Annotated in this window: 24 protein-coding genes; 16 read left to right on the plus strand and 8 right to left on the minus strand. The window is 74.0% G+C overall.

Annotated features, from left to right (window positions below):
- Window positions 1–94 precede the first annotated feature (94 nt).
- On the minus strand, window positions 95–1,225 hold the full coding sequence (gene gcvT, locus ACSNN7_RS22200; RefSeq protein WP_436682878.1) for a glycine cleavage system aminomethyltransferase GcvT: 1,131 nt from the start codon (window positions 1,223–1,225) through the stop codon (window positions 95–97).
- Between the two features lie 164 nt (window positions 1,226–1,389).
- Here gcvT and ACSNN7_RS22205 point away from each other — a divergent pair, with 164 nt between their 5' ends.
- Window positions 1,390–2,961, plus strand: a complete 1,572-nt coding sequence (locus ACSNN7_RS22205) for a leucyl aminopeptidase (RefSeq protein ID WP_436682879.1) — start codon at window positions 1,390–1,392, stop codon at window positions 2,959–2,961.
- A 55-nt stretch (window positions 2,962–3,016) separates the two neighbouring features.
- Here ACSNN7_RS22205 and ACSNN7_RS22210 read toward each other — a convergent pair whose 3' ends face one another.
- On the minus strand, window positions 3,017–3,346 hold the full coding sequence (locus ACSNN7_RS22210) for a hypothetical protein (RefSeq protein WP_436682880.1): 330 nt from the start codon (window positions 3,344–3,346) through the stop codon (window positions 3,017–3,019).
- Between the two features lie 178 nt (window positions 3,347–3,524).
- Between ACSNN7_RS22210 and lpdA the strand changes: the two genes are divergently transcribed.
- The 4 genes from lpdA to ACSNN7_RS22230 all read left to right on the plus strand — a co-directional run bounded on the left by lpdA (window position 3,525) and on the right by ACSNN7_RS22230 (window position 9,422).
- Window positions 3,525–4,913 carry a dihydrolipoyl dehydrogenase gene (gene lpdA / locus ACSNN7_RS22215; RefSeq protein WP_436682881.1) on the plus strand — a complete coding sequence of 463 codons (1,389 nt, stop codon included), beginning with the start codon at window positions 3,525–3,527 and terminating at the stop codon, window positions 4,911–4,913.
- Window positions 4,914–4,986: 73 nt separating this feature from the next.
- Window positions 4,987–6,813: a 2-oxoglutarate dehydrogenase, E2 component, dihydrolipoamide succinyltransferase gene (gene sucB, locus ACSNN7_RS22220; protein WP_436682882.1), complete on the plus strand. Its 1,827-nt coding sequence runs from the start codon at window positions 4,987–4,989 to the stop codon at window positions 6,811–6,813.
- A 212-nt stretch (window positions 6,814–7,025) separates the two neighbouring features.
- Window positions 7,026–8,369, plus strand: coding sequence for a low temperature requirement protein A (locus tag ACSNN7_RS22225; RefSeq protein WP_436682883.1), 1,344 nt, complete (start codon window positions 7,026–7,028; stop codon window positions 8,367–8,369).
- A 105-nt stretch (window positions 8,370–8,474) separates the two neighbouring features.
- Window positions 8,475–9,422 carry an LLM class flavin-dependent oxidoreductase gene (locus ACSNN7_RS22230; RefSeq protein WP_436682884.1) on the plus strand — a complete coding sequence of 316 codons (948 nt, stop codon included), beginning with the start codon at window positions 8,475–8,477 and terminating at the stop codon, window positions 9,420–9,422.
- 98 nt (window positions 9,423–9,520) lie between these two features.
- On the opposite strand, the gene ACSNN7_RS22235 is transcribed toward ACSNN7_RS22230, so the two are convergent.
- The gene (locus ACSNN7_RS22235; RefSeq protein ID WP_436682885.1) at window positions 9,521–9,703 is read right to left on the minus strand and encodes a hypothetical protein; all 183 of its coding nucleotides are present in this window, start codon (window positions 9,701–9,703) and stop codon (window positions 9,521–9,523) included.
- A complete protein-coding gene (locus tag ACSNN7_RS22240; protein ID WP_436682886.1) occupies window positions 9,700–10,074 on the minus strand; it encodes a MerR family transcriptional regulator in 375 nt (124 codons plus the stop codon). The genes ACSNN7_RS22235 and ACSNN7_RS22240 overlap by 4 nt, the downstream gene beginning before the upstream one ends.
- Before the next feature lie 55 nt (window positions 10,075–10,129).
- Between ACSNN7_RS22240 and ACSNN7_RS22245 the strand changes: the two genes are divergently transcribed.
- Together ACSNN7_RS22245 and ACSNN7_RS22250 are read left to right on the plus strand one after the other, a co-directional pair.
- Complete coding sequence (locus tag ACSNN7_RS22245; RefSeq protein WP_436682887.1) at window positions 10,130–11,128, plus strand: aldo/keto reductase; 999 nt, start codon at window positions 10,130–10,132, stop codon at window positions 11,126–11,128.
- A gap of 103 nt (window positions 11,129–11,231) precedes the next feature.
- Window positions 11,232–12,131: a TIGR01777 family oxidoreductase gene (locus ACSNN7_RS22250; protein WP_436682888.1), complete on the plus strand. Its 900-nt coding sequence runs from the start codon at window positions 11,232–11,234 to the stop codon at window positions 12,129–12,131.
- A 43-nt stretch (window positions 12,132–12,174) separates the two neighbouring features.
- Here ACSNN7_RS22250 and ACSNN7_RS22255 read toward each other — a convergent pair whose 3' ends face one another.
- Complete coding sequence (locus tag ACSNN7_RS22255) at window positions 12,175–13,368, minus strand: extracellular catalytic domain type 1 short-chain-length polyhydroxyalkanoate depolymerase (RefSeq protein WP_436682889.1); 1,194 nt, start codon at window positions 13,366–13,368, stop codon at window positions 12,175–12,177.
- 210 nt (window positions 13,369–13,578) lie between these two features.
- Between ACSNN7_RS22255 and ACSNN7_RS22260 the strand changes: the two genes are divergently transcribed.
- Genes ACSNN7_RS22260 through ACSNN7_RS22275 form a run of 4 tightly spaced genes read left to right on the plus strand, consistent with a single transcriptional unit; the run spans window position 13,579 to window position 17,121 of the window.
- Window positions 13,579–15,429: a DUF2079 domain-containing protein gene (locus ACSNN7_RS22260; protein ID WP_436682890.1), complete on the plus strand. Its 1,851-nt coding sequence runs from the start codon at window positions 13,579–13,581 to the stop codon at window positions 15,427–15,429.
- A 28-nt stretch (window positions 15,430–15,457) separates the two neighbouring features.
- On the plus strand, window positions 15,458–16,096 hold the full coding sequence (gene lipB / locus ACSNN7_RS22265) for a lipoyl(octanoyl) transferase LipB (RefSeq protein ID WP_436682891.1): 639 nt from the start codon (window positions 15,458–15,460) through the stop codon (window positions 16,094–16,096).
- A gap of 5 nt (window positions 16,097–16,101) precedes the next feature.
- The gene (locus ACSNN7_RS22270) at window positions 16,102–16,494 is read left to right on the plus strand and encodes a VOC family protein (RefSeq protein WP_436682892.1); all 393 of its coding nucleotides are present in this window, start codon (window positions 16,102–16,104) and stop codon (window positions 16,492–16,494) included.
- Between the two features lie 42 nt (window positions 16,495–16,536).
- A complete protein-coding gene (locus ACSNN7_RS22275) occupies window positions 16,537–17,121 on the plus strand; it encodes a mycothiol transferase (protein WP_436682893.1) in 585 nt (194 codons plus the stop codon).
- 30 nt (window positions 17,122–17,151) lie between these two features.
- On the opposite strand, the gene ACSNN7_RS22280 is transcribed toward ACSNN7_RS22275, so the two are convergent.
- Together ACSNN7_RS22280 and ACSNN7_RS22285 are read right to left on the minus strand one after the other, a co-directional pair.
- Window positions 17,152–17,910: an SRPBCC family protein gene (locus ACSNN7_RS22280; RefSeq protein WP_436682894.1), complete on the minus strand. Its 759-nt coding sequence runs from the start codon at window positions 17,908–17,910 to the stop codon at window positions 17,152–17,154.
- A 118-nt stretch (window positions 17,911–18,028) separates the two neighbouring features.
- Window positions 18,029–18,634, minus strand: coding sequence for an ArsR/SmtB family transcription factor (locus ACSNN7_RS22285; RefSeq protein WP_436682895.1), 606 nt, complete (start codon window positions 18,632–18,634; stop codon window positions 18,029–18,031).
- 155 nt (window positions 18,635–18,789) lie between these two features.
- Between ACSNN7_RS22285 and ACSNN7_RS22290 the strand changes: the two genes are divergently transcribed.
- Genes ACSNN7_RS22290 through ACSNN7_RS22300 form a run of 3 tightly spaced genes read left to right on the plus strand, consistent with a single transcriptional unit; the run spans window position 18,790 to window position 20,809 of the window.
- Window positions 18,790–19,500 carry an SRPBCC family protein gene (locus tag ACSNN7_RS22290; RefSeq protein ID WP_436682896.1) on the plus strand — a complete coding sequence of 237 codons (711 nt, stop codon included), beginning with the start codon at window positions 18,790–18,792 and terminating at the stop codon, window positions 19,498–19,500.
- On the plus strand, window positions 19,497–20,171 hold the full coding sequence (locus ACSNN7_RS22295) for a DUF4166 domain-containing protein (RefSeq protein ID WP_436682897.1): 675 nt from the start codon (window positions 19,497–19,499) through the stop codon (window positions 20,169–20,171). Before ACSNN7_RS22290 ends, ACSNN7_RS22295 begins: the two co-directional genes overlap by 4 nt.
- A 14-nt stretch (window positions 20,172–20,185) precedes the next feature.
- Complete coding sequence (locus tag ACSNN7_RS22300) at window positions 20,186–20,809, plus strand: TetR/AcrR family transcriptional regulator (protein ID WP_436682898.1); 624 nt, start codon at window positions 20,186–20,188, stop codon at window positions 20,807–20,809.
- 38 nt (window positions 20,810–20,847) lie between these two features.
- Here ACSNN7_RS22300 and aspS read toward each other — a convergent pair whose 3' ends face one another.
- On the minus strand, window positions 20,848–22,134 hold the full coding sequence (aspS, locus tag ACSNN7_RS22305) for an aspartate--tRNA(Asn) ligase (RefSeq protein WP_436682899.1): 1,287 nt from the start codon (window positions 22,132–22,134) through the stop codon (window positions 20,848–20,850).
- A gap of 409 nt (window positions 22,135–22,543) precedes the next feature.
- Here aspS and lipA point away from each other — a divergent pair, with 409 nt between their 5' ends.
- Together lipA and ACSNN7_RS22315 are read left to right on the plus strand one after the other, a co-directional pair.
- Entirely contained in the window at window positions 22,544–23,533 is a 990-nt protein-coding gene (gene lipA / locus ACSNN7_RS22310; protein WP_436682900.1) for a lipoyl synthase, read from the plus strand.
- Window positions 23,534–23,581: 48 nt separating this feature from the next.
- A partial coding sequence (locus tag ACSNN7_RS22315) for a DUF423 domain-containing protein (RefSeq protein ID WP_436682901.1) occupies window positions 23,582–25,166 on the plus strand: 1,585 nt, incomplete at its 3' end.

A 25,166-nucleotide genomic window follows, 5' to 3' on the forward strand; every position in this document is an offset into this window, starting at 1 on the left:
CCCCCCTTGCTCCCGTTGATCAAGAAGTTTGCGTCAGATCCAGCGCTCGGGCCGACGCAAACCTCTTGATCAACAAGGGCTGGGGGGCGGGGGGTTACTTGACTGAGGGCTGGACGAAGGGGGGGCGGGTGACGCGCATCTGGGCGCGGCGGCCGCGGATGTCGACCTCGACGAGGTCGCCGTCGGCGAGTTTGGCGGCCGTGTCGAGCAGGGCCAGGGCGATGCCCTGCTTCTTCGTCGGGCTGAAGGTGCCGCTGGTGATCGTGCCGAGCTCGGTGTCACCGGCGTAGACGGTCATGCCGGGGCGCGGGATGGCCCGGTCCACGGCCTCCAGGCCGCGCAGCGTACGCCTCGGGCCGGCGGCCTTCTCGGCGAGCAGCGCGTCGCGGCCCCAGAAGGCCGGCTTGTCCCAGCCCACCGCCCAGCCGGAGCGGGCCTGCACCGGGGTGATCTCCAGCGACAGGTCCTGCCCGTGCAGCGGGTAGCCCATCTCGGTGCGCAGCGTGTCCCGGGCGGCCAGCCCGCAGGCCCGCAGGTCGTACGCCTCGCCAGCGGCGAAGAGCGCGTCCCAGACCGCGATCGCGTGCTCGGCCGGCACCACCAGTTCGTAGCCCAGTTCCCCGGTGTAGCCGGTACGGCAGACGGTCAGCTCGACCCCGGCCAGGGCGGCGGCGGAGAAGCTCATGTACCCGTGCTCCACCGGCAGGCCCAGCCCGCCCAGCAGCTCCGCCGAGCGGGGGCCCTGCACGGCCAGCACCGCGTACGCCTCGTGCTCGTCGGTGACGGTGATCCCGGCCGGCGCGGCGGCGCGCAACCGGCGTACCACCTCGGCGGTGTTCGCCGCGTTCGGGATCAGGAAGACGTGGTCGTCGGCGTGCAGGTAGGCGATGATGTCGTCCACCACGCCGCCGGTCGCGTCGTCGCAGCAGAGCGTGTACTGCGCCCGGCCCGGGCCGATGCGGCCCAGGTCGTTGCTGAGGCAGGCGTTGACGAACTCCGCCGCGCCCGGCCCGGTCACCCGCGCCTTGCCCAGGTGTGACACGTCGAAGACGCCCACGGCGGTCCGCACCGCCGTGTGTTCCTTCAGCACGCCGCCCCCGGCGTACTCCAGCGGCATCTCCCAGCCCCCGAAGGGGGCGAACTTGGCACCGAGAGCGGTGTGCCGCTCGTGCAGCGGGGAACGGCGCAGCCGGGTCGCGGCGGCGTCGGAGGTCACGTCCGTCATGGGTGGCAACTTACCGGGGTACCCGCTGCTGGTTAGCATCGGCGGGACCCGCCGGGACAGCTGTCGGCGGGACAGCCAAGCTTCTGGCGGGTAGGTTGCCGCCGGAGACCTTCATCGCCGGTACGCGACGACGCGACCGGCCCGGCCCGCCCGGAGTAGCTTCAGTGACATCGCCCAGCACCACCCTGAGCCTGGTCGACACCGACCCTGCCGAGCTTGCCGTCGACGCGATCGTGATCGGCGTGCACAGCCAGACCGGAGAGCAGGACGCCACGAGCGGCCTCGCCGGCACCCTGCTGCTCGCCAGCGGTGCGGAGAGCATCGCCGCCGCCTTCGAGGGCAAGCTGACCGAGACGCTGGCGCTGCTCGGCGCGACCGGCGCTCCGGGCGAGGTGACCAAGCTGGCCACGCTGGGGACGGTCACGGCGCCGATCGTCGCCGCCGTCGGGCTCGGCCCGGAGCCCACCGGCGCCGCCCCCGCCCCGGAGACGCTGCGCCGCGCCGCCGGCGCGGTGGTCCGGGCGCTGGCCGGCGCGCCCCGGGTGGCGCTGAGCATGCCGCTGCCCGACGACGCCGACGCTCCGGCCGCGCTGCGCGCGGTCGCCGAGGGCGCGCTGCTCGGCGGCTACCGGTTCGCCGGCTACAAGACCAAGCCGCAGCCGACCCGGCGCACGCCGGTGGGCGAGGTGCTGATCGCCGTGCCGGACGCCGCGGACCAGACCGCCCGGGGCGAGATCGAACGGGCCACGGCCGTGGCCGGTGCGGTGCGTACCAGCCGGGACTGGGTGAACACCGCCCCCAACGAGCTGCGTCCGCCGGCCTTCGCCGACTCCGTCGCGCAGGCTGCCCGGGCGGCCGGGCTCGAGGTCGAGGTGCTGGACGAGGAGGCGCTGCGCGCCGGCGGGTACGGCGGCATCGTCGCCGTCGGGCAGGGTTCGGAGGCGCCGCCGCGCCTGGTCAAGCTCACGTACACCCCGGCGGGTGGCGGCAGCGGCAAGCGGGTGGCGCTGGTCGGCAAGGGCATCACCTTCGACACCGGCGGCATCTCGATCAAGCCGGCCCAGGGCATGTGGGAGATGAAGTCGGACATGGCCGGCGCGGCCGCCGTCGGCGCCGCGATGCTGGCGATCGCCGCGGTGAAGCCGTCGGTGGCCGTGACGGCGTACCTGCCGATGGCGGAGAACATGCCGTCGGGCACCAGCTACCGGCCGGGTGACGTGATCACCATGTTCAACGGCAAGAAGGTCGAGGTGCTCAACACCGACGCCGAGGGCCGCATGATCCTGGGCGACGCGATGGCGCGGGCCTGCGCGGACGGCACCGACTACCTGTTCGAGACCTCCACCCTGACCGGTGGGCAGGTCGTCGCGCTGGGCAAGAAGATCGCCGGCGTGATGGGCACTCCGGAGCTGTGCGAGCGGGTCAAGGTCGTCGGCGAGTCCGTCGGCGAGCCGGCCTGGCCGATGCCGCTGCCGGACGACGTGCGCAAGGGCATGGACTCCGACGTCGCGGACATCTCGCAGGTCAACGCCGGCATGGACCGCGCCGGGCACATGCTGCAGGGCGGGGTGTTCCTGCGCGAGTTCGTCTCCGAGGGCGTGGCCTGGGCGCACATCGACATCGCCGGCCCGGGCTACCATTCGGGCGAGGCGACCGGCTACTGGACCAAGGGCGGCACCGGTGTCCCGGTCCGCACCCTGGTGCAGCTGGTCGAGGACGTCGCCGCCAACGGCTGACCCCACCCGCGATCCACGACGGGGCGTCTCCCACCCGGGAGGCGCCCCGTCCGCGTCAGAAGAGTTCGGGGCGGCGTTTGCGGCGTTCGTTGTAGTCGCGCATGCGTTGGGGGTAGCCCATCAGGCGGACGTCGTAGACGGGGATCGCCAGCCGGTGGGCGAAGCGGCGGGCGCCCTCGGGGCCCTCGACGCGGCGGCGGGTCCACTCCCCGTCGTCGGCGATCAGGATGACGGTGGTCTCGGTGACCGTGGTGCGCGGCTCGATGTACGCCTCGACGCCACGCCGGGTCCGGACGAAATTCTCAAGATGGTCCAGATCGGCCCGCTCGGCGGGGCGGTCGCGGCTGACCGCGCCCGTCTGCTTGCGTCGCCGGAAGAGTCCCACCGACTCTCTCCTCCCCCGTCCGTCATCGAAGACGGTGCCAAGAGTACGTGCAGAGGACGTGTCGTTGGGCACCTCGGTACGCGCTCCGCATCCCCTAGTGACAAGATGACCGAGGTGGGGTGTGTCCCTGTTACCCCGCCGTGACCCCCGATGCAGCGACGCGACCTGGGAGTTGGACGTGAGCGAGCCGAACGAGACCTTCGACATCGTCATTCTCGGAGGTGGCAGCGGCGGCTACGCGGCGGCGCTGCGTGCCGCCCAGTTGGATCTCTCGGTCGCGCTGATCGAGAAGGGGAAGCTCGGCGGCACCTGCCTGCACAACGGCTGCATCCCCACCAAGGCGCTGCTGCACGCGGCGGAGATCGCCGACCAGACCCGCGAGTCGGAGCAGTTCGGCGTGAAGGCCGAGCTGGTCGGCATCGACATGGCGGGGGTCAACTCGTACAAGGACGGCGTGGTCTCCCGCCTCTACAAGGGCCTGCAGGGCCTGGTGGGCAGCGCCAAGAACATCACCTTCGTGGCCGGCGCCGGCAAGCTGGTCGGCAAGAACGTCGTCGAGGTCGACGGCAAGCGCTACACCGGCCGCAACGTCGTCCTGGCCTCCGGCTCGTACGCCAAGAGCCTGCCCGGCCTGGAGATCGACGGTGAGCGGATCATCACCAGCGACCACGCGCTGACCCTGGACCGCGTCCCGGCGTCGGTGATCGTTCTAGGCGGCGGCGTGATCGGCGTCGAGTTCGCCAGCGTCTGGAAGTCCTTCGGCGTGGACGTCACCATCGTCGAGGCGCTGCCCCGCCTGGTCGCGGCCGAGGACGAGGAGTCGTCCAAGGCGCTGGAGCGGGCCTTCCGCAAGCGGAAGATCAACTTCAAGGTCGGCAAGCCGTTCGAGAAGGTCGAGAAGACCGAGAACGGCGTGAAGCTGACCATCGCCGGCGGCGAGACCGTCGAGGCCGAACTGCTGCTGGTCGCTGTCGGGCGCGGCCCGAACACCGCCAACCTCGGGTACGAGGAGCAGGGCGTGAAGATGGACCGGGGCTACGTGCTGACCGACGAGCGGCTGCGCACCAGCGTGCCGAACGTCTACGCGGTCGGCGACATCGTGCCCGGCCTGCAGCTCGCCCACCGCGGCTTCCAGCAGGGCATCTTCGTCGCCGAGGAGATCGCCGGCCAGAACCCGGCCGTGATCGACGAGGCCGGCATCCCGCGCGTCACCTACTCCGACCCGGAGCTGGCGTCGGTGGGCCTGACCGAGGCGAAGGCCAAGGAGCAGTACGGCGCGGACAAGATCAAGACCTACAACTACAACCTGGGTGGCAACGGCAAGAGCCAGATCCTCAAGACGGCCGGCTTCGTGAAGCTGGTCCGGGTCGAGGACGGGCCGGTGGTCGGCGTCCACATGGTCGGCGCCCGGGTCGGTGAGCTGATCGGTGAGGCGCAGCTCATCTACAACTGGGAGGCGTACCCGGCCGAGGTGGCGCAGCTCGTGCACGCCCACCCGACGCAGAACGAGGCCCTGGGCGAGGCGCACCTGGCCCTCGCCGGCAAGCCGCTGCACGCGCACGCCTGATCGAGAACTGATTCCGCGGCGTCCGGCGGCAGACGGGCGAGATCGCACCAGGGGAATGAAGGAGTCATAAGAGATGCCGGTATCGGTCACCATGCCTCGGCTCGGAGAGAGCGTCACCGAGGGCACCGTCACCCGCTGGCTCAAGCAGGAGGGCGACACCGTCGAGGTCGACGAGCCGCTGCTCGAGGTGTCGACCGACAAGGTCGACACCGAGATCCCGTCCCCCGCGGCGGGCGTGCTGAGCCGGATCGTGGTCGGCGAGGACGAGACCGCCGAGGTGGGCAGCGAGCTGGCCGTCATCGCCGGTGAGGGCGAGGAGGCCGGTGGCGGCGAGGCCGCCCCGCAGCAGGCAGCCGAGCCGGCCGCCGAGCCGACCGCCGCCGCGGAGGGCACGGGCCCCGAGCCCGAGCAGGAGAAGCCCGCCGCGCAGCAGCCGCAGGCCGCGGCCGCCCCGGCGCCGTCGGGCGAGGGCACCCCGGTGAAGATGCCGGCCCTGGGCGAGAGCGTCACCGAGGGTACGGTCACCCGCTGGCTCAAGCAGGTCGGCGAGACCGTCGAGGTGGACGAGCCGCTGCTGGAGGTCTCCACCGACAAGGTCGACACGGAGATCCCGTCCCCGGTCGCCGGCACCGTCCTGGAGATCAAGGTCGCCGAGGACGAGACCGCCGAGGTCGGCGCCGACCTGGCGATCATCGGTGCCGCCGGGGCCGCCCCGGCCGAGGCGAAGCCCGAGCCGAAGCCGGAGCCCAAGGCCGAGCCGAAGCCCGAGCCCAAGCCGGAGCCCCAGGCCGAGGCGAAGCCGGAGCCGAAGGTCGAGGAGCCGACCCCGGGCATGTCGTACAACGAGCCGGCCGCGGAGGCCGAGGTCGCGGCGGAGCCGGTGAAGGCCGAGCGGGCCGCGCAGCCGTCCGCGCCGACCCCGACCCCGCAGCGCCCCACCGCGCAGGGCGGCGAGGAGGCGGCCGGTTACGTGACCCCGCTGGTGCGCAAGCTGGCCGGTGAGCACGGCGTCGACCTCTCGACCGTCAACGGCACCGGCGTCGGTGGCCGGATCCGCAAGCAGGACGTGCTGGAGGCGGCCGAGAAGGCGAAGGCGGCCAAGGCCGCCCCGGCTCCGGCGCCGCAGCCCGCCGCCGCGGCCCCGGCCAAGCCGGCCGCGAAGCCGCAGCCGAGCGGCAAGCGGGGCACCACCGAGAAGCTGCCGCGGATCCGTAAGGCGATCGCCAAGCGGATGCACGAGTCGCTGCACGAGATGGCGCAGCTCACCACGGTGATCGAGGTGGACGTCACCCGGATCGCCAAGCTGCGGGCCCAGGCGAAGGACTCCTTCCAGCAGCGGCACGGCGTGAAGCTGTCCTTCCTGCCGTTCTTCGCCCTGGCCGCCGTCGAGGCGCTGCAGACGCACCCGATCGTCAACGCCAGCATGGACCTGGACGGTGGGACGATCACCTACCCGGACGCCGAGCACCTGGGCATCGCCGTGGACACCGAGCGGGGCCTCCTGGTCCCGGTCATCCACAACGCCGGCGACCTCAACCTCGGCGGCATCGCCAAGCGGGTCGCCGACCTGGCCGAGCGGACCCGGACCAACAAGATCAGCCCGGACGAGCTCGCCGGCGCGACCTTCACGCTGACCAATACCGGCAGCCGGGGCGCGCTCTTCGACACCCCGATCGTGCCGTCGCCGCAGTCGGCGATGCTCGGCACGGGTGCCGTGGTGAAGCGTCCGGTCGTGGTCAACGACCCGGATCTGGGCGAGGTCATCGCGGTCCGCTCGATGGTCTACCTGGCCCTCTCCTACGACCACCGGCTGATCGACGGCGCCGACGCGGCCCGTTTCCTGGTCGCGGTCAAGGAGCGGCTGGAGGGCGGCAACTTCGAGGCCGACCTCGGCCTGTAACTCCCGCTGCCACGCGCGAGGGGCGCCCCGGTCACACCGACCGGGGCGCCCCTCGTCGTCTGCGCCGCCCAGGCCGGCTGCGCCGTGGTCACCGGCCGGGCCGCCGCCGACCCCGGAGGGTCTTCTCGGCCCGGCCGGGACGGTCTGCAGCACCGCGCCGCAGGCTGAGCGGAATCGCCTCCGGACCGACCGCACGCTGCGAGAGTGGACGGGTGGGCAGCGGGCGGTGGAGGCGGCGCGGATGGCTGGGGCCCGCCGTCGCCGTCGCCCCCGGCGCCCGGGTGGACCGCTTCGAGGTCTTCTTCGACCTGGTCTTCGTCTTCTCGTTCTTCATCATCACCCGGGCCACCGCCGTCCAGATCACGGGTCATGCGTTGCTGCACGGCATGCTGGTGCTGGCGGTGCTCTGGTGGACCTGGGTGGTGCACAGCGTGGTGGCCACCCGGGTGCGGCTCGGCGAGGGCTTCGTACCGGTGCTGGTGGTCGTCGCGATGGCGGCGCTGTTCTGCTTCGCACTCGCCCTGCCGCAGGCGTTCGGCGACCCCCGCGCGGGCGCCGCCGGGCCGGTGGTCGTGGCGGTCAGCTACGTGGTGATCCGCGCGGTGCACTTCCTGCTCTATCTGCACGTGGTACGGGACAGCCCGAACGAGCGCCGACAGCTGATCCGGTTCCTCCCGGAGATGGTGTTCAGCACCCTCCTGCTCCTCGGCGCGGCGCTGATCCCGACCGGGATCGAGGACCTCGGGACGGCCTCGATGGTCCGGGACGGTCTCTGGGTGACGGTGGTGCTGCTGCAGTACGGGTCCGGGATCCTCGGCGGCACCTGGGGCTGGGGGGTGACCTCGGCCGAGCACTGGACGGAACGCTACGACCTCATCCTGATCATCGCGCTGGGTGAATCGGTCATCTCGGTCGGCGTCGGGAGCAACCTGCTCGGTCAGCCGCCGACCTGGCCGGCGGTCGCGGCGGCGACGCTGGGGATCTTCTTCACCGCCGCGCTCTGGTGGGCCCACTACGACGTCATCGGGCCGGCCGCCCGGATCGCCCTGCACGTCGCCGAGGGCCGCAAGCGGGTGGCGATGGCCCGGGACGCGTACGCCTACCTCTACCTGCCGATGATCGCCGGGATCATCCTGTTCGCCCTGGGCGCCGAGGAGATCGTCCACGACATCGCCGACCCGGCCGTGCCGGTCATGGAACCGGCGCACGGCCCGAGCGTGCCCCTGCTCTTCGGCGGGGTGATCTGCTACCTGTGCGGGAACATGCTGTTCCAGTGGCGCACGCTGGGCACGCTCTCCTGGACCCGGGTCGCCGCGGTGCTCCTGCTCGCCCTCGGCATCCCGGTCGGCGCCCACCTGCCCGGGCTGGCCACGCTCACCCTGCTCACCGCGATCTGCGTCGGGCTGGTGGTGGTCGAGGTGTTGACCATGCAGGAAGGCCGACGCGCGCTGCAGGAGGTGGTCTTCCACGAGAAGACCACCCACGAGGCGCACGAGGCGGCCTTCCGGGCCCGCTGGAAGGAGCCCGGGACGGACGAGACGGGCACCTCCACCTAGCGCGCCGGCCGCCGGCCGGCCACCACGGCGGAGGCGGATTCGCCGGTCAGCAGAATCGGCCCGTCCGGGCTGGCCCGCAAGCCCCCGGCGGCGCAGGCTGGCCCGGTGACCGTCTTCTGTCTCCAGGCGACCCCCACCGACGCGGCGAGCTGGCTCGACCTGGCCCGGCGGGCCGAGGCCGCCGGCTTCGACGCGCTGCTCGCCGCCGACCACCCCGGCGACGTGACCTCCCCGTTCGTCGCGCTGGCCGCCGCCGCGTCGGTGACCTCGACGATCGGCCTCGGCTCGTACGTGTCGAACCTCGGCGTCCGCGAGCCGGTGCTGCTCGCCGCCGACGTGGCGACCCTCGACCTGGTCTCCGGCGGGCGGGCCCGGCTCGGCGTCGGCGCCGGCCACACCCCGGCCGAGTGGCGCGCGGTCGGCCGGGAACGCCCGGACGTGGCGGGTCGGGTACGCCGCTGCGTGGCCGTGGCCGAGGCGGTCCGCGCCCTGCTCGACGGCGAGGAGGTCACCGTGGACACCCCCGAACTGGCCGTCCGGGGCGCGCGGTTGACCGCGCCGCGCCCGGTGCAGGAGCGCATCCCGCTGACCATGGGCACCGCCAACTCGACGCTGCTGCGCTGGGCCGGCGCGCACGCCGACGTGGTCGGGCTGACCGGCTTCGGGCGTACCCTCGCCGACGGCCACGCCCACGACGTGCGCTGGCGGACCGACCAGATCGAGGCGCAGCTCGCCCACGTCGCCGCCGGCGCGGCCGGCCGGGACGACCCGCCCGCACTGGAGGCGCTGGTGCAGCAGGTGGTGGTCACCGACGACGCGGAGGCCGCCGCGGCGGAGACCGCGCGCGACGTCGGCCTGACCGTCGCCGAGCTGCTGGCCACGCCGTTCGTGCTGATCGGCACCGTCGACGAGATCGTCGCGGCGGTCGGCGAGCACGAGCGCCGCTGGGGCGTCACCCGCTTCGTGGTCCGCCGGCCCGCCCTCGAACCGCTGGCGCCGCTGCTGGCCCGCCTCGCGTCGGCGGGGCCATCGGCCACCGGCGGGAACGCCTGAGCGCCGACGCGGCCGGGCCGGGCCGGGCCGGGCCGGTGGGATCGTCCGGTCAGACCCTTTGGAGCTGATGACGTAAGCGATTCACCTGGCGGCCTGAGTCAGCGGCAAACCCAGCCCGGGAGACGGGTTACCCGGCCGTCGCCGTCGTCGATGCAGAGCTCGCCCGCGCCGTAGTCGACCCGGTAGGACTGGCCGGGGCGGACCAGCACCGGCCGGTCGAGATGGAACCAGCCGACCCGGTCCAGCAGGACGAGCCGGTCGGCGATCACCCAGTCACTCACCCCCGATCACCTCCGTCGGCGCCCTGGTAGAAGCGGATCTTCTCGCGGAGGTGGGCGTACTGGCGTTCCAGCAGCCGCATCTGCTCCTCGACCCGTTCCGCGTGCCGTTCCAGCAGGGCCTGCCGCTGGCCGGCGGTGTGCTCGCCGTCGCGGGCCAGCTCGGCGTAGCGGCACATCTCGGCGATCGGCATGCCGGTGTCGCGCAGGCAGCGGAACAGCAGCAGCCAGCTCAAATCGTCGTCGGTGAAGACCCGGCGCCCGCCCGAGGTGCGGCCGATGTCGCTGAGCAGGCCGATCTTCTCGTAGTAGCGGAGGGTGTCGAGGCTGAACCCGCTGCGGGTCGCTGCCTCCGAGGGGGAATAGCCGCGCATGCCGTCCGATGCTAGGGCTTGACCTGGAGCGCGCTCCAGGTTGAAAGCTGGCCGCATGACGATGACACGGACACTGGGCCGCAGCGGGATTGACGTCAGCGCCCTCGGCATGGGGTGCTGGGCGATCGGTGGACCGCTCTGGGGCGCGGGCGGGGAGCCGTTCGGCTGGGGCGAGGTGGACGACGACGAGTCGGTGCGCACCATCCACCGCGCCCTCGACCTCGGCGTCACGCTCTTCGACACCGCCAGCAACTACGGTGCCGGGCACAGCGAGCGGGTCCTGGGCCGCGCCCTCGCCGGCCGCCGCGACCGGGTGGTGATCGCCACCAAGTTCGGCAACCGCGCGGACGAGCGGACCCGCCGGTGGATCGGCGAGGACGGCAGCCCGGCCTACGCGGTGGCCAGCCTGGAGGAGTCGCTGCGCCGGCTCGGCACCGACCACGTCGACCTCTACCAGCTGCACATCAACGCCCTGCCGGCGTCCGCCGCGCTCGATCTGGTCGACACCCTGGAGGGCCTGGTCACCCAGGGCAAGATCCGCGCGTACGGCTGGAGCACCGACAACCCCGCGTCGGCGCGCGCGTTCGCCGAGGCCGGTCCGCACTGCGCCGCGATCCAGCACGACGAGTCGGTGTTCAAGGACAACGCCGAGCTGATCGCCGTCTGCGACGCGCTCGACCTGGCCAGCCTCAACCGGGGGCCGCTGGCCATGGGCCTGCTCACCGGCTCGACGCGGGCGGTGGGGGCGGACGACGTGCGCGGGCGGGCACCGGAGTGGCTGGTCTGGTTCACCGACGGCCGCCCGGCACCGCAGTGGTCGGCCCGGCTCGCCGAGATCCGGGAGGCCCTCACCGCCGACGGTCGTACCCTCGCCCAGGGCGCGCTGGGCTGGCTGCTGGCGCGCAGCCCGCGGACGGTGCCCATCCCGGGCTGCCGCACCGTCGCCCAGGCCGAGGAGAACTTCGGCACCCTCACCCGCGGACCGCTGCCGGCCGAGGCGTTCGCCGAGGTGGAACGCCTCCTCGCCGACCTGCGCGCGGCGCCGGTCGGCTGACCCGGGGGCGGCCCGCGACCCGACGGGTGGCCGGGTCGCGGCGAGCTGATCCGCAAACCGGCTGAACGCATCCGGATCCGCCCCCGTACCCGAAGATATGAGCATGCGGATCCTCATGGCCGGCGCGTCCGGCTTCCTCGGCACCCGGCTGGTCGACCGCCTCACCGCCGACGGGCACCAGGTCACCCGGCTGGTGCGACGGCCGCCGCGGACCGATGACGAGCGACGGTGGGACCCGTCCGCCGCGCAGCTCGACCCGGCCGTGGTGGCCGAGGCGGACGCGGTGGTCAACCTGGCCGGCGCGGGCGTCGGCGACAAGCGCTGGAACGACGAGTACCGGCGGCTGATCCGGTCGAGCCGGGTGGACACCACCACCACGCTGGCCATCGCCATCGCCGGGTTGCCGGCCGCCGACCGGCCGACGGCGCTGCTGAACTCCTCCGCCGTCGGCTGGTACGGCAACACCGGCGACCGGACCGTCGAGGAGGACTCCCCGGCCGGCGAGGGCTTCCTGGCCGACGTCTGCCGGGTCTGGGAGGCGGCGACCCGGCCGGCGGAGGACGCCGGGGTGCGGGTGGTGCGGCTGCGCACCGGGCTACCGCTGCACCGCGACGGCGGGCTGCTCAAGCCGCAGCTGCTGCCGTTCAAGCTGGGCATCGCCGGGAAGCTGGGCAGCGGCCGGCAGTGGCTGCCGTGGATCTCGATGCGGGACTGGCTGGACGCGGTGGTGTTCCTGCTCGACCGCGGCGACGTCGGCGGACCGGTCAACGTGGTCGGCCCGGCCCCGGTCACCAACGCCGAGTTCACCAGGGAACTGGCCCGCCAGCTGCACCGCCCGGCGATCATGCCGATCCCCGCGGTGGCCCTCAAGGTCGCCCTGGGCGGCTTCGCCCAGGAGGCCCTGACCAGCACCCGCGTCCTGCCCGGCGTGCTGGCCAAGGCCGGCTTCCGCTACACGCACCCCGAGCTGGCCGGTGCGTTGCACGCGGCGCTGACGCAGTGACCGCCGGGGGCACCTCCGGCGGGAGGCCCCCCCGGCGCCATGGTCAGCAGCCGATGACCCAGTAGGACGGCCCGGTCTGCTTGAGGGTGCTGGTGTTGAAGGTGTTGTACAGCCCCATGCGCTGGTTGCTGCCGAGCGCGTAGGCGTACCCGCCGGATTGGTAGGCGCGGCCGGCCGTCACGTGGGCGTAGTTGCTGGCGGTGACGCAGGTCGGGGCGGTGGTCGGGGTCGGCGAGGCCGTGGCGGTGGGGGTAGGGGTGACGCCGCCGCCCAGGCCGAAGAAGAGCGCGTCCCGGTACGCCGAGCAGATGGTGTCCAGGAAGTACGACGTGGCCGTGCCGCACTGGTCGGTGGCCGAGCCGGGGTCGACCGGGGTGCCGTGGCCCATGCCGGAGACCCGGTAGAGCCGGACCGCGTCGTTGCCGTACTTCTCCAGGCTGGTGCCGCCGGGCAGCGAGGCGGTGCTGGTCGGGGTCTGCGACACCCCCAGCACGTCGGTCCACTGGTCGCGGGACTCGGTGGCGTTCAGCGGCACCACGGTGGTGTCCGAGGTGCCGTGCCAGATGGCGACCCGGGGACGGCGGCCGGTGTAGCCGGGGTGGGCGTTGCGGACCGCGTCGCCCCAGGCCGCCGGGGTCTTGTCCACCCCGCTGTACTGGCAGGTGCTGGTCGAGGCCGGCGGCGAGCAGCGGTACGGCAGCCCGGCGATGACCGAGCCGGCGGCGAAGACCTCCGGGTAGGTGGCGAGCATGACCGAGGTCATCGCCCCGCCGGCCGACAGCCCGCTGACGAAGATCCGGTTGCCGTCGAGGCCGTAGCTGGTCCTGGCGTGCTCGACCATCTGGCGGATCGACAGCGCCTCGCCCTGGCCCCGGGAGATGTCCCCCTCGGTGTACCAGTTGAAGCAGCTCAGCGACTGGTTGGCGCTGGACTGCTGGGGCACGATCAGGGCGAACTTCCACTGGTCGGCGTACTTCTGCCAGCCCGAGTTGGCGAAGTAGCCGGCGGCGTTCTGGGTGCAGCCGTGCAGCAGCACCACGGCCGGCGCGCCGGACGGCAGCCCGTCCGGGCGGTAGGCGTACATGGTGAGGTTGCCCGGGTTCGAGCCGAACCCGGTGACCTGGGTCATCGTGGCGGCCTGCGCGGGCGCGGCGACCGCGACCAGGGCGGCTGCGGCGGCGACGGCGCCGGCCAGCGCTCCGGCCAGCCGGGCGAGGACGGACGGGGAACGGTGCACGGCGACCTCCTGGTGCGGTGTGTGAACTGGGTCACTCCCGAGTTGCCGAGACGTTACGTCCGTGTTTCAGACCAGCGACATGGCGTCCGCTCACACATTCGTCGTCACCGATGTGGCGGTCCGGGGCTCGCGCCGGGAGGTCGTTGCCGCCGGGAAGCAACGTTCCGTGTCCGAGCGGCGTGTCCAGATCCGGTTGGTAACGTCCGCTCCGTGCCGACCTCCCCGACCCTGGCCGCCGACCAGCCGCCCGCACCCGCACCCGCCACCGGCCGGAGTCGCCGGGCCGACCTGATCGTGGTGCTGGCCGCCGTGGCGCTGGCCGTCTGGGTGACCAGCGGCCTGTGGCGCGACCCGAACAGCCGGGCGATCACGGTCAACTCCAGCGACCAGGCGCTCTTCGAGTGGCTGCTCGCCTTCGGCGGGCACGCGCTGACCCACGGGGAGAACCCGCTCTTCACCGACCTGATCAACGTCCCGGAGGGGGTGAACCTCGCGGTCAACACCTCGATCACCGTGTACGCGGCGGTCTTCGCCCCGCTGACCTACCTGATCGGGCCGCCGGCGACGTTCCTGGTGATCCTCACCCTCAACCTGGTCGCCACCGCGCTGGCCTGGTACTGGCTGCTCTCCCGGCACCTGGTCCGCAGCCGGCTGGCCGCCGGCGTCGGGGCGCTGTTCATCGCCTACTCCCCCGGCATGGTCGCGCACGCCAACGCTCACCTCAACTGGACCGCCGGCTGGCTGGTGCCGCTGCTGACCTGGGGGGTGTTCGCGCTGCGCCGGCCCGGGCGCCGGCTGCGCGGCGGGATCACGCTCGGCGTGCTGGTCGCGGTCGCCTTCTCGATCGCCGCCGAGGGGCTCTTCTTCACCGCGCTGGCGCTCGGGGTCTTCCTCGCCGTCTGGGCGCTGCACCCGGCCCGCCGGGCGCAGGCGCGGGCGGCGCTGCCCACCTTCCTGCCCGGGCTGGGCGCGACCGCGCTGGTGGCGGGGGCGCTGCTGGCGTACCCGCTCTGGCTGCACTTCGCCGGCCCGCAGCGCTTCCACGGCACCGGTTTCGACGCGGTGATCCACTCCGAGGACATCGCCGCGTTCGGGGCGTACCCGCAACGGTCGCTGGCCGGCGCGGTCGGGTGGGGCACCACCCTGGCGCCCAACCCGACCGAGGAGAACTCCTTCTTCGGGCTGCCGCTGCTGCTGCTCACCGTGGCCTGTTTCGTGGCGCTGTGGCGGCGGGCCGATCCGGGCCGCCGGGCCACCCTCGCCGCGCTGGCCGTCACCGGCGGGCTGTTCACGGTGCTCTCCTGGGGCTCGGTGGCCAAGTGGGCCGGGCGGCGCACCGATCAGCTGCTGCCGTTCGGCGTGCTGGACGACCTGCCGGTGGTCAACGCCGCGCTGCCGTCCCGGCTGGCGCTGGTGGTCGCGCCGGTGATCGGCCTGCTGCTGGCGTACACGGTCGACCAGCTCCGGGCCGACCCGCCGCGACGCCGGGGCGTGGCCGCGGCCTGGGGCCTCGGCTTCGCGGCGGCGCTGCTGCCGCTGCTGCCCATACCGCTGGCGACCAGCGTCCGGCCGCCTGTGCCGGAGTTCATCACCGCCGGCACCTGGCGGCAGCACGTCTCCCCCGGCGGGGTGCTCACCCCGCTGCCGCTCACCCTGGACGTGACCCCGGACGGGCAGCGCTGGCAGGCGTACGCGCTGGCGCACCGGCAGGGCGAGTTCCGCATCCCGGCCGGCTTCTTCCTCGGCCCCGGCGGCCCGGACGGCCGGGGCCGGATCGGCCCGCCGCCGCGCACCTTCGACACCCTGATGGACCAGGCCGGCCAGACCGGGCTGGTGCCGATCATCACCGAGGGCAGCATCCAGCTCTGCCTGGCCGACCTGCGCCACTGGGGCGTGGAGGCGGTGGTGCTGCCGGACGAGGTGCACGGGGCGAAGTACGACCTCGACGAGGACGCCCTGCGACGCACGGCGACGGCCCTGCTGGGCACCCCGAAGCGGGTCGACGACGTGTGGCTCTGGGAGGTGCCCGCCGCCCGACGCGACGAGGCTCACCCTCGGTGAGCACCCGTCGCGGGTCTAGGCTGGAGCGGTGACCGCGACGACTTCCGGCCTGACGGCCGTCCGCGCCGGGACGCTGGACTACCAGGCCGCCTGGGACGAGCAGCGCCGGCTGCACGAGTCCGTGGTGGCCGGCGAGCGCGGCGACACCGTGCTGCTGCTGGAGCACCCGAGCGTCTACACCGCCGGCAAGCGCACCGAGCCGTGGGACCGGCCGATGGACGGTACCCCGGTCGTCGACGTGGACCGGGGCGGCAAGATCACCTGGCACGGCCCGGGGCAGCTGGTCGGCTACCCGATCCTGCGCCTGCCCGACCCGGTGGACGTGGTCGCCTACGTGCGCCGCACCGAGCAGCTGCTGATCGACGTGTGCGCCGAGTTCGGGCTGGCCGCCGGCCGGGTCGAGGGGCGCAGCGGCGTCTGGGTGCCCGAGGACGACCGGGGCCCGGCCCGCAAGGTGGCCGCCATCGGCATCCGGGTGGCCCGTGGGGTGACCCTGCATGGCTTCTCGATCAACTGCGACTGCGACCTGACGTACTTCGACCGGATCGTGCCCTGCGGCATCTCCGACGCCGGGGTCACCTCGCTCACCGCCGAGCTGGGCCGCCCGGTCGCCGTCACCGACGTCCTCCCGGTGGTCGAGCGCCGGCTGCCCGCCCTGCTCGGCTGAGCCGCATGCACGTCGATCTCGTCACCGTCGTCGTCGCCGAGTACGACCCGGCGATCGCCTTCTTCACCGAGGTGCTCGGCTTCGACCTGGTGGAGGACTCACCCTCGCTGACCACCGACGGGCGCCCCAAGCGCTGGGTGGTGGTCCGCCCGCCCGGCGCGCAGACCGGCCTGCTGCTCGCCCGCGCCGACGGCGAGCGCCAGGAACGCGTGATCGGTGACCAGGTCGCCGGCCGGGTCGGCTTCTTCCTCCAGGTCGACGACTTCGACGCGGTCCACCGGCGGATGGTCGACGCGGGGGTCGAGTTCGTGAAGCCGCCGCGCACCGAGCCGTACGGGCGGGTCGCCGTCTTCCGCGACATCGCCGGCAACCGCTGGGACCTGCTCGGCCCCGCCTAGGCGCGCGGTCCGATGGTCGTACCCCCGTCCTACGGTGGCGCGATGACGGACGACGACACCCCCTGGGAGCCGCCCCTCGCGGGCACCGAGGTCGCGCACCTGCTCGGCGCGCTGGACCGGCTGCGCGCCACCTTCCGCTGGAAGGCCGACGACCTCGACGCGGCCGGGCTGCGGACCCGGGTCGGCTCCTCCGCGCTGACCCTCGGCGGCCTGCTCAAGCATCTCGCCGCCGTGGAGGACCACACCTTCACCGGCAAGCTCAGCGGGGCGCCGATGGGCGCGCCGTGGGACCCCGCGAACTTCGCCGGCGACGAGTCCTGGGCGTTCACCTCCGCCGCCGAGGACCGCCCCGAGGATCTCTACGCGCTCTGGGACGGTGCCGTCGCCCGGTCCCGCGCGCGGCTGGCCGCGGCCCTGGCCGACGGCGGGCTCGACCAGTTCGTCCACGTCGGCGGTCCGGACGGCAGCCGGGCCAGCCTGCGCCGGCTGCTCTGCGACCTGATCGAGGAGTACGGCCGGCACACCGGGCACGCCGACCTGCTCCGCGAGGCGGTCGACGGGCTGACCGGTGAGGACCCGCCGCCCGGGTGGCGCCCGCGAGCGGGGCAGCCGATCCCGGACAGCTGACGTGCACGAGGCGACCCCGGCCCGCCCCGGTCAGCCGATCGGCAGCCGGGTCAGCCAGTCCCGCCAGGCCTGCTCGGCGCGAGCCGGGTCCGCGTCGGGCGCGAAGAGGTGGTGCCCCAGCACCAGGACGTTGCCCCGGTCCGTGCCGGAGTGCAGGAACCGGTAGAGCGCGTCGGAGGTGCGTACGCCGACGTAGGTGGGCAGACCGACGATGTCCACCACCCCGTCGACCGGCGGCATGCCGGGCAGGTCGAGGCGGACCGGCGCGCCCCCGGTGACCGGGCCGGTCAGCCCGAACGCGTCCGCCACCGCCGCCCAGACCTGCTCCGGGTCGCCCGCCCCGGGCCGGAACGCCGCGACCGGAGCACCGGCCCGGCCGGGGAAGTGCGCCAGGTACGCCGCGAGCGTCTCCAGGTACATGTCCCAACCGGTGCGCATGGCCTCGTACTCGGTCTCCCAGTTGTCGCCGAGGACGCCGCTCTGCACCAGCCGCAGCACGGTGCCGCCCTGCTCGCGGCCCTCGATGAGGTATTCGACGGCCATGAAGGTGCCGTCCGGCCCCGCGTCGCTGCGGTACGCGAAGCGCTTGCCGGGCTCCCAGGCCGTCACGGTGGACTCGTCGACGTGGCCGGCCATGGCGAACCGGGTCCGGCCCCCTTCGCCGGGCTCGATCTCGGTGCGGCCCATGAACCAGGAGTCGACCCCCGGTCCGGTCGCGATCGCCGCCCAGACCTGCTCCGGCGTGCCGGGCAGCGCGATGTCCTTGGTCAGCTCGAACGGGTGTCCCATGGTGGTGCCTCTCTCTGGGTGGAGTGCGGGAGTTGGCTGTCGGGTGCGTGGGCGGGGCGGCGCGCGCAGGCCGGCGCTGGACCGGAGCGGCGTGGTCGACGGGGGGTCCTGGTGGACGTCAGGACGCCTCGGGTCCGCCCGTCGGAAGGTCGATGCCGGGGTGCAGGGCGACGACCACCCGGTGCCGCCGGCCACCGGGGGCTCGCTCGTCGTGGTACTTGCCGACCAGGCCGGTGAGGGCGGCCGCCAGTTCCTCGGCGAACGCGGACCGGTCGGCCGCCGAGGCGAACCGGACGTCGGCGTCGACGGCGAAGGTCGCGACCCGCTTGCCGGCCCGGTCCGCGCCGGTGATCAGCGCGCCGACGTCCTGGACGAGCCGGGCGGCGATCGCCAGCAGCCACCGCGCGGAGAGCCGGTCCGGCGCCTGGGCCGGATCGGGTCGCACGGCGGAGAGGGCGGCGGGCGAGATGACGTACGACGCCGCGGTGGCGCGCATGACCCGCTCGGTGACGTTGCCCTTGCGGCGCTCCTCGACCAGCTCGATCAGGCCGTGCTGCTCCAGCGCCCGGAGGTGGTAGTTGACCTTCTGCCGGGCCAGGCCGACCCGGGCGGCGAGCATCGTCGCGGAGGCCGGTTCGGCGAGCGCGGCGAGCAGCCGGGCGCGCACCGGGTCCAGCGACGCCTCGGCCGCCGCCGGGTCCTCGATCACTGCGATCTCGAACATGCACCCAGCCTCGCACCGACAACTTTTCTTGTCAAGACAAACCGAATCGTCGGTGGCGGAGGGAAACCGTGCCCGGCTCCCCCGAGCGAGGGATTGAGCGCTCGCTCAAGCGCCGCTAGCGTTCTTGAGCAGATGCTCAAAAAGAGGAGCTGGGGATGCGGGACATCTACGTCGAGACGCTGATCGACGCGCCGCTGGAGCGGGTCTGGCAGGCCACGCAGGACCCGGCGGCACACCGCCGCTGGGACGCGCGCTTCGACCGCATCGAGCCGGTGCCGGGCAGCACGCCCGCCCGGTTCCGGTACGCCACCACCGTGCTGCCCGGCGTACGGATCGGCGGGCACGGCGTCCACGCGGGCGAGCGGAGCCGCCCCGACGGCACGCGCACGTCGGCGCTGCGCTTCGGCTCCGACGACCCCCGCTCGCTGATCGCCGCCGGTTCGGGCTACTGGCGCTACCTGCCCGGGCCGGACGGGGTGCGGTTCCTGACCGGCTACACGTACACCCCGCGCTGGGGGCCGGCGGGACGCCTGGCGGACCTGGCGTTCCGTCCCCTGTTCGGCTGGGCGACCGCCTGGTCGTTCGACCGGCTGCGGCTCTGGCTGGAACGGGGCGTACCGCCGGAGCGTGCCCGGCGGCAGGCCTGGCGTGAGGTCGCCCTGCGCGCACTCGCGGTGGCCTGCGTCGGCGCGTCGGCCGCCCGGCTCACCGAGGGGCGCACCGCCGTCGTCGCCGCGGTGCTGACGGCCGCCGTGCTCGCGCTGGCGCTGCCGCCCCACCCGCGCACCCCGGCCGCCCGCCGGTGCCGACGCCGCCCGCCGGACCGCCTCGCCGCCCGGGCGCCATCGCTGCTGGGGCAGCTGTGACCTCCGTCTTCCAGCGCGCCCTGGGCGCCGACTTCGACCGGCTGCACCCCAGGCTGCGGCGCCGCTTCGGCGTCGACGGCGGCACCGACCTGGGCTGCGTCGGCACCGGGGTGATGGACCGGGTCTGGCGCGGCGCCGCCTTCACCGCGCCGTTCCTGCGGCTGGGCACGCTGCGGCACGTGCTGTTCCCGGAGACCGGCACCGGCGTGCCGTTCACCATCGAGAACTACGCCTACCTCGACTCGTACCACCGGCCGACGCTGACCTTCGTGCGCACCTTCGAGGTCGCGGCGCACCGCCGCCGCCGGTTCGACGCCACCATGGTCTGGAGCCCGCGACGCGGGGTGCTGGTGGACTACCTGGGCACCCATCAGCACCTCGCCGTCGACCTGCACCTCGGCGTGGACGCCGCGGGCGCGCTGACCATCCGCAGCGGCGCCCAGCGCTTCCGCGGCGGGCTGCCCTGCCCGCCGGCGCTCAGCGGCGAGGCCCACCTACGGGAGTGGTACGACGACCGGGCCGGGCGGTTCCGCATCGAGGTACGCGTCACCAACCGGCGCTTCGGGCCGCTGTTCGGATACACGGGCAGCTTCACCGTCCGCTACGTCCCGCCGGGCGAGGCACCGGTGCCCGCCGCCGTGCGACCGCTGCGGGAGAATCCCCGGGACTGACCGAGAGGATCACCATGGCCGCCACCCGGCAGAAGCTGATCGACGGTGCGCTCGCGGCGATCCGGTCCCACGGCATCGCCGGTGCCTCGGCCCGCACCATCGCCACCGCCGCCGGAGTCAACCAGGCCCTGGTCTTCTACCACTTCGGCACCGTCGACGCGCTGCTCGCCGAGGCCTGCCGCAGCGCGACGGCGGCCCGGGTGGCGGTCTACCGGGAGCGGTTCGCCGGCGTGGGGTCGCTGCGCGAACTGCTCGACCTCGGGCGCGCGCTGCACGAGCAGGAACGCTCCGCGGGCAACGTGGCGGTGCTGGCGCAACTGCTCGCCGGGGCGCAGACCGACCCGCGGCTCGCCGAGGCGACGGCGGGCGCGCTGCGGCTCTGGACGGCCGAGATCGAGACGGTGCTGCGCAGGCTGCTGCGTGACTCGCCGGTGGCCCCGGTCGCCGAGCCGGCCGGACTGGCCCGGGCGATCTCCGCCGCGTTCATCGGCCTGGAGCTCTTCGAGGGTGTCGACCCGGCCGGCGCCCGCGACGCGTTCGACGCCCTGGAACGCCTCGCCGTCCTCGTCGAGGTCGTCGAGGACCTGGGCCCCCTGGCCCGCCGTACCCTGCGCGCCAGGCTCCGCCCGCACACCTGACCCGCCCCCGCCGGGCACGCCGGCCGGGGCGGGACCCGTCAGGGGGTGAGACGGTGCAGGTCGCGGGGGAAGGCGGTGACCTCCCGGACGTTGGCCGCGCCGGTCAGCCGGGCGACGAAGCGTTCCAGGCCGATGGCGAAGCCGCCGTGCGGGGGCATCCCGTGCCGGAACGCGTCGACGTACCCGGCGTACGGCTCGACCGGCTCGCCCCGTTCGGCCAGCGCGGCCAGGTAGTCGTCGTACCGGTGCAGCCGCTGCCCGCCGGTGACCAGCTCCAGCCCCCGGAAGAGCAGGTCGAAGCCGTTGGAGTAGGCCGGCCGGTCCGGGTCCGGATGGGTGTAGAAGGGGCGCTTCGCCATCGGATAGCCGGTGACGAAGAGGAAGTCCGAGCCGTGCTCGGCCCGTGCCCACTCCCCCAGCGCCCGCTCGTGCGCGGGGGCGAGGTCCGGCTCGTCGGCCGGCGCGCCGGCGATCCGCAGCGCCTCGGTGAAGTGCACGGCGGGGATCTCGGCCGGCACCTCGGGCAGCCCGATCCCCAGGGTCGCCACCGCCGCCCCGGCCCGGTCCGCCACCTGAGCCAGCATTCCGGCCAGGGTGTCGCGCAGCACGGCCATCACGTCCCGGTGGTCGGCGACGAAGCCCAGTTCCACGTCGAGCGAGGTGTACTGGGCCAGGTGCCGGACGGTGTCGTGCGGCTCGGCCCGGAACACCGGCCCGACCTCGTAGACCCGCTCGAAGACGCCCACCATCAGCTGCTTGTAGAACTGCGGCGACTGCGCCAGGTACGCGGGCCGGCCGAACCAGTCGAGCGCGAAGACGTTCGCCCCGCTCTCGGTGGACGAGCCCACCACCTTCGGGGTGTGGATCTCCACGAAGTCGCGGGCGTCGAGGGTGGCCCGGAAGCCGGCCACCGCCGCCGCCGAGATCCGCAGCGCCGCCGCGCGGGTCGGGTGCCGCAGCGCGGTGGGCGCGTGGTCGAGCTGGGTGGGCAGGGTCGCGGTGAGCGTCGGCCGGTACAGGTCGAACGGCGGCGGCACGGCGGCCGGGCCGAGCGGTCGTACCGCCGGGTCGGTCAGCTCGACCCCGGCGGACGCCGTCGGGTTCGCGACCACCGTGGCGGTGACCTCGACGACGGTCTCCTCGGTGAGCTTCTCCAGCGTCGCGCGGACGGCCGGGTCGGTGACCACGACCTGGGTCAGGCCGGCGGCGTCCCGCACGATCAGGAAGGCCACCGACTTGAGCAGCCGGCGGCGGTGCACCCAGCCGGCGATCCGGACGGTCTCGCCGACGTGGGCGGGGAGCTGGGTGGAGAGGATGCGTTGCACGGTGTTACCTCCTCGGTCGATCGCAACGCGATCCCAGGGAGGTGTGGGCGAGCGGGAACCTCGCGGTGCCACCACACCTTCACCCCCGCGGACGGGGGCCTCGTTCGTCGCCTTTTCACCGGGGCCGGCCGGGCGGGCTCTACTGGGCGCGGACGCCGTTCTTCCCGCAGCTCGGGAGGGTCTTCGCACCCCGGCGCCAGACCGCCTTCCAGCAACCGGCGGCTCTCTGCACTGGCGGTCCGGGGCGTTACTCGGCTCCGTCACAGCTCTGCGGCAGACGCTAGCACCCCGCCGGGACGCGTGTGACGTGGTTTTTCCGTGCCTCGGTGTCCGGTGTCACAACGTCTGGGGCGTGACGCCGGTCGCCCGCGGTTCATCGACGGCCACCGTCGGGCGTAGTCTCGGTTTTGTGACGATCGAGCACTCCACGCCGACGGCCGAGCAGGCCGGACGTACCGCTACCGCCGCGCCCGAGGGGCGGCGGCTGCTGCGGATCGAGGCCCGCAACGCCGAGACGCCGATCGAGCGCAAGCCGCCGTGGATCAAGGTCAAGGCCAAGATGGGCCCGGAGTACACCCAGCTGCGCGGTCTGGTCTCGCGCGAGGGGCTGCACACCGTCTGCCAGGAGGCCGGCTGCCCCAACATCTACGAGTGCTGGGAGGACCGGGAGGCCACCTTCCTCATCGGCGGCGACCAGTGCACCCGGCGCTGCGACTTCTGCCAGATCGACACCGGCAAGCCGGCCGAGTTCGACGCCGACGAGCCGCGCCGGGTCGCCGAGTCGGTCGCCGCGATGGGGCTGCGCTACGCCACCATCACCGGCGTCGCCCGCGACGACCTGCCCGACGGCGGGGCCTGGCTCTACGCCGAGACGGTCCGGCAGATCCACGCCCTGCAGTCCGGCTGCGGCGTCGAGCTGCTGATCCCCGACTTCAACGCCGTCCCCGAGCAGCTCGCCGAGGTGTTCAGCTCCCGTCCCGAGGTGCTGGCGCACAACGTCGAGACCGTGCCGCGGATCTTCAAGCGGATCCGGCCGGCGTTCCGCTACGAGCGCTCGCTGGACGTGATCCGCCAGGCCCGCGCCGACGGCCTGGTCACCAAGAGCAACCTGATCCTGGGCATGGGGGAGGAGCGCGCCGAGGTCTCGCAGGCGCTGCGCGAACTGCACGAGGCGGGCTGCGAGCTGATCACCATCACCCAGTACCTGCGCCCCTCCCCCCGGCACCACCCGGTCACCCGCTGGGTCAAGCCGGAGGAGTTCGTCGAGCTGCGCGAGGAGGCCGAGGAGATCGGCTTCGCCGGTGTGATGAGCGGTCCGCTGGTGCGCTCGTCGTACCGGGCCGGGCGGCTCTACAAGCAGGCCCTGGAGGCCCGCGAAGGCGTCACCGCCGCCGGCTGAGGCCGGCCTACGGCCGCGTCACCGGCCGCCGGCCCCCGCCCGGATGCCATGATCACAGGCATGACGACCGGGGTACGCCAGGCGGCGCGCGACGCCGCGCGCCCGCGCCCGCCCCGGTGGCCGCTGCCGGTGACGCTCGCCCTGCTGGTCGGTCTGGCCGGGGTCGGGTACCGCCTCGCGCTGCTGCTCGGGGACACCCCGCGCACCAACAGCGACGAGGCGACCATGGGGCTCGCCGCGCTGCACATCGCCCGGGGTGAGGACTTCCCCGTCTTCTTCTACGGGCAGGCGTACATGGGTGCGCTGGAGGCGTACCTGGCCGCGCCGCTGGTCGCCCTGACCGGGCCATCGGTGCTCGCGCTGCGGCTGCCGCTGCTCGCCCTGTACGCGCTGTTCCTGTTCCTGAGCTGGCGGCTGACCCGCCGCCTCGGCGGGGACCGCTGGTTCGCGCTGCTCGTGGTCGGGCTGCTGGCGCTGGGCGCGGACCGAATCGTCAAGAACCAGCTCATCGCCGGGGGCGGCTACCCCGAGCTGAACCCGATCGGGGCGGGCCTGGCCCTGCTCACGCTGGACCTGGCCGCCGGTCGGCCGGCGGGACGGCGCCGGCGGTTCGCCGCGTTCGGTCTCCTCGCCGGGCTGACCGTCTGGGTCGACCCGCTGCTGCTGCCGTACGCGCTGGCGCTCGGCGTGGTGCTCGCCGCCACCGCCGGGCGGGACCTGCGCGGGCGCGGCGGCGCGCTGCTGGCCGGGGGCACGCTGCTGGGCGCCGCGCCGCTGCTCGGGTACGCCCTGGCGCACCGTCGCAACCCGCTCGCCGCGGTCTTCGTCGCCGGCGGCGGGGACGCGGCGGCGAGCTGGGCGGACCGGCTGCACGGCGGGCTGGTGCTCGGGCCCGCGCTGGGCATGGGCCTCTGCTCCCCCGGGCACTGCGCGACCTGGCAGCTCTGGTGGTCGGCCGCCCTGCCGGTGCTGCTCGCGCTGGGGGGCTGGTCAGCCTGGCGGGCGGTGCGGGCCGACGGGGCTCGGGCGGCGCGGGCCCGTGCGGCGGTGCGGCTCGCGCTGCTGGCCGGGGCGGTGGGCACGCTGGCGGCGTACACGATCAGCAGCGCCGCCGGGCGGACCCCGGTGGAAAGCTCGCGCTACCTGTCCTGCCTGGCCATCTCGCTGCCGGCGCTGCTCTGGCCGGTGTGGACGGCGGCCCGGCGGCGCGGTTCGGCCGGCCTCCGGCGGGTGGCGGCCGTCGGCACGCTGGTCGCGCTGCTCGCCACCGGCACGGTCGCCACCGCAGGCGCGCTGGCCACCGTCCCGACGAACCGGGCGGAGGCGCAGCGGCACCGCGCGCTGGTGGAGGCGTTGCGCGAGCGCGGCGTCCGGCACGTGTACGGCGAGTACTGGACCTGCAACCGGCTCACCTTCGCCGCCGGCGAGGAGATCGTCTGCGCGGTCCTCGACGAGACGCTGCGCCCCGGCTTCGACCGGCTGCCCGCCTACCGCCGCGCGGTCCGCGAGTCGGCGGCCCCGGCCTACGTCGCCCCGGTCGGCTCCCCCCTCGCCCGGCGCCTCGACCGCACCCCACCCTCCGCCCGACACCCCCTCACGGTCGCCGGCTGGCGCCTCTGGCTCCCCCCCCCCC

This window comes from Micromonospora sp. URMC 105 (assembly GCF_051386295.1).
In the GTDB taxonomy this organism is placed as follows: domain Bacteria; phylum Actinomycetota; class Actinomycetes; order Mycobacteriales; family Micromonosporaceae; genus Micromonospora.

Coding starts and splice junctions, on each gene's coding strand:
- gcvT (WP_436682878.1), bottom strand. CDS start 1,225: ATGACGGACGTGACCTCCGACGCCGCCGCGACCCGGCTGCGCCGTTCC.
- sucB (WP_436682882.1), top strand. CDS start 4,987: ATGCCGGTATCGGTCACCATGCCTCGGCTCGGAGAGAGCGTCACCGAG.
- ACSNN7_RS22240 (WP_436682886.1), bottom strand. CDS start 10,074: ATGCGCGGCTATTCCCCCTCGGAGGCAGCGACCCGCAGCGGGTTCAGC.
- ACSNN7_RS22245 (WP_436682887.1), top strand. CDS start 10,130: ATGACGATGACACGGACACTGGGCCGCAGCGGGATTGACGTCAGCGCC.
- ACSNN7_RS22250 (WP_436682888.1), top strand. CDS start 11,232: ATGCGGATCCTCATGGCCGGCGCGTCCGGCTTCCTCGGCACCCGGCTG.
- ACSNN7_RS22270 (WP_436682892.1), top strand. CDS start 16,102: ATGCACGTCGATCTCGTCACCGTCGTCGTCGCCGAGTACGACCCGGCG.
- ACSNN7_RS22275 (WP_436682893.1), top strand. CDS start 16,537: ATGACGGACGACGACACCCCCTGGGAGCCGCCCCTCGCGGGCACCGAG.
- ACSNN7_RS22280 (WP_436682894.1), bottom strand. CDS start 17,910: ATGGGACACCCGTTCGAGCTGACCAAGGACATCGCGCTGCCCGGCACG.
- ACSNN7_RS22285 (WP_436682895.1), bottom strand. CDS start 18,634: ATGTTCGAGATCGCAGTGATCGAGGACCCGGCGGCGGCCGAGGCGTCG.
- ACSNN7_RS22290 (WP_436682896.1), top strand. CDS start 18,790: ATGCGGGACATCTACGTCGAGACGCTGATCGACGCGCCGCTGGAGCGG.
- ACSNN7_RS22300 (WP_436682898.1), top strand. CDS start 20,186: ATGGCCGCCACCCGGCAGAAGCTGATCGACGGTGCGCTCGCGGCGATC.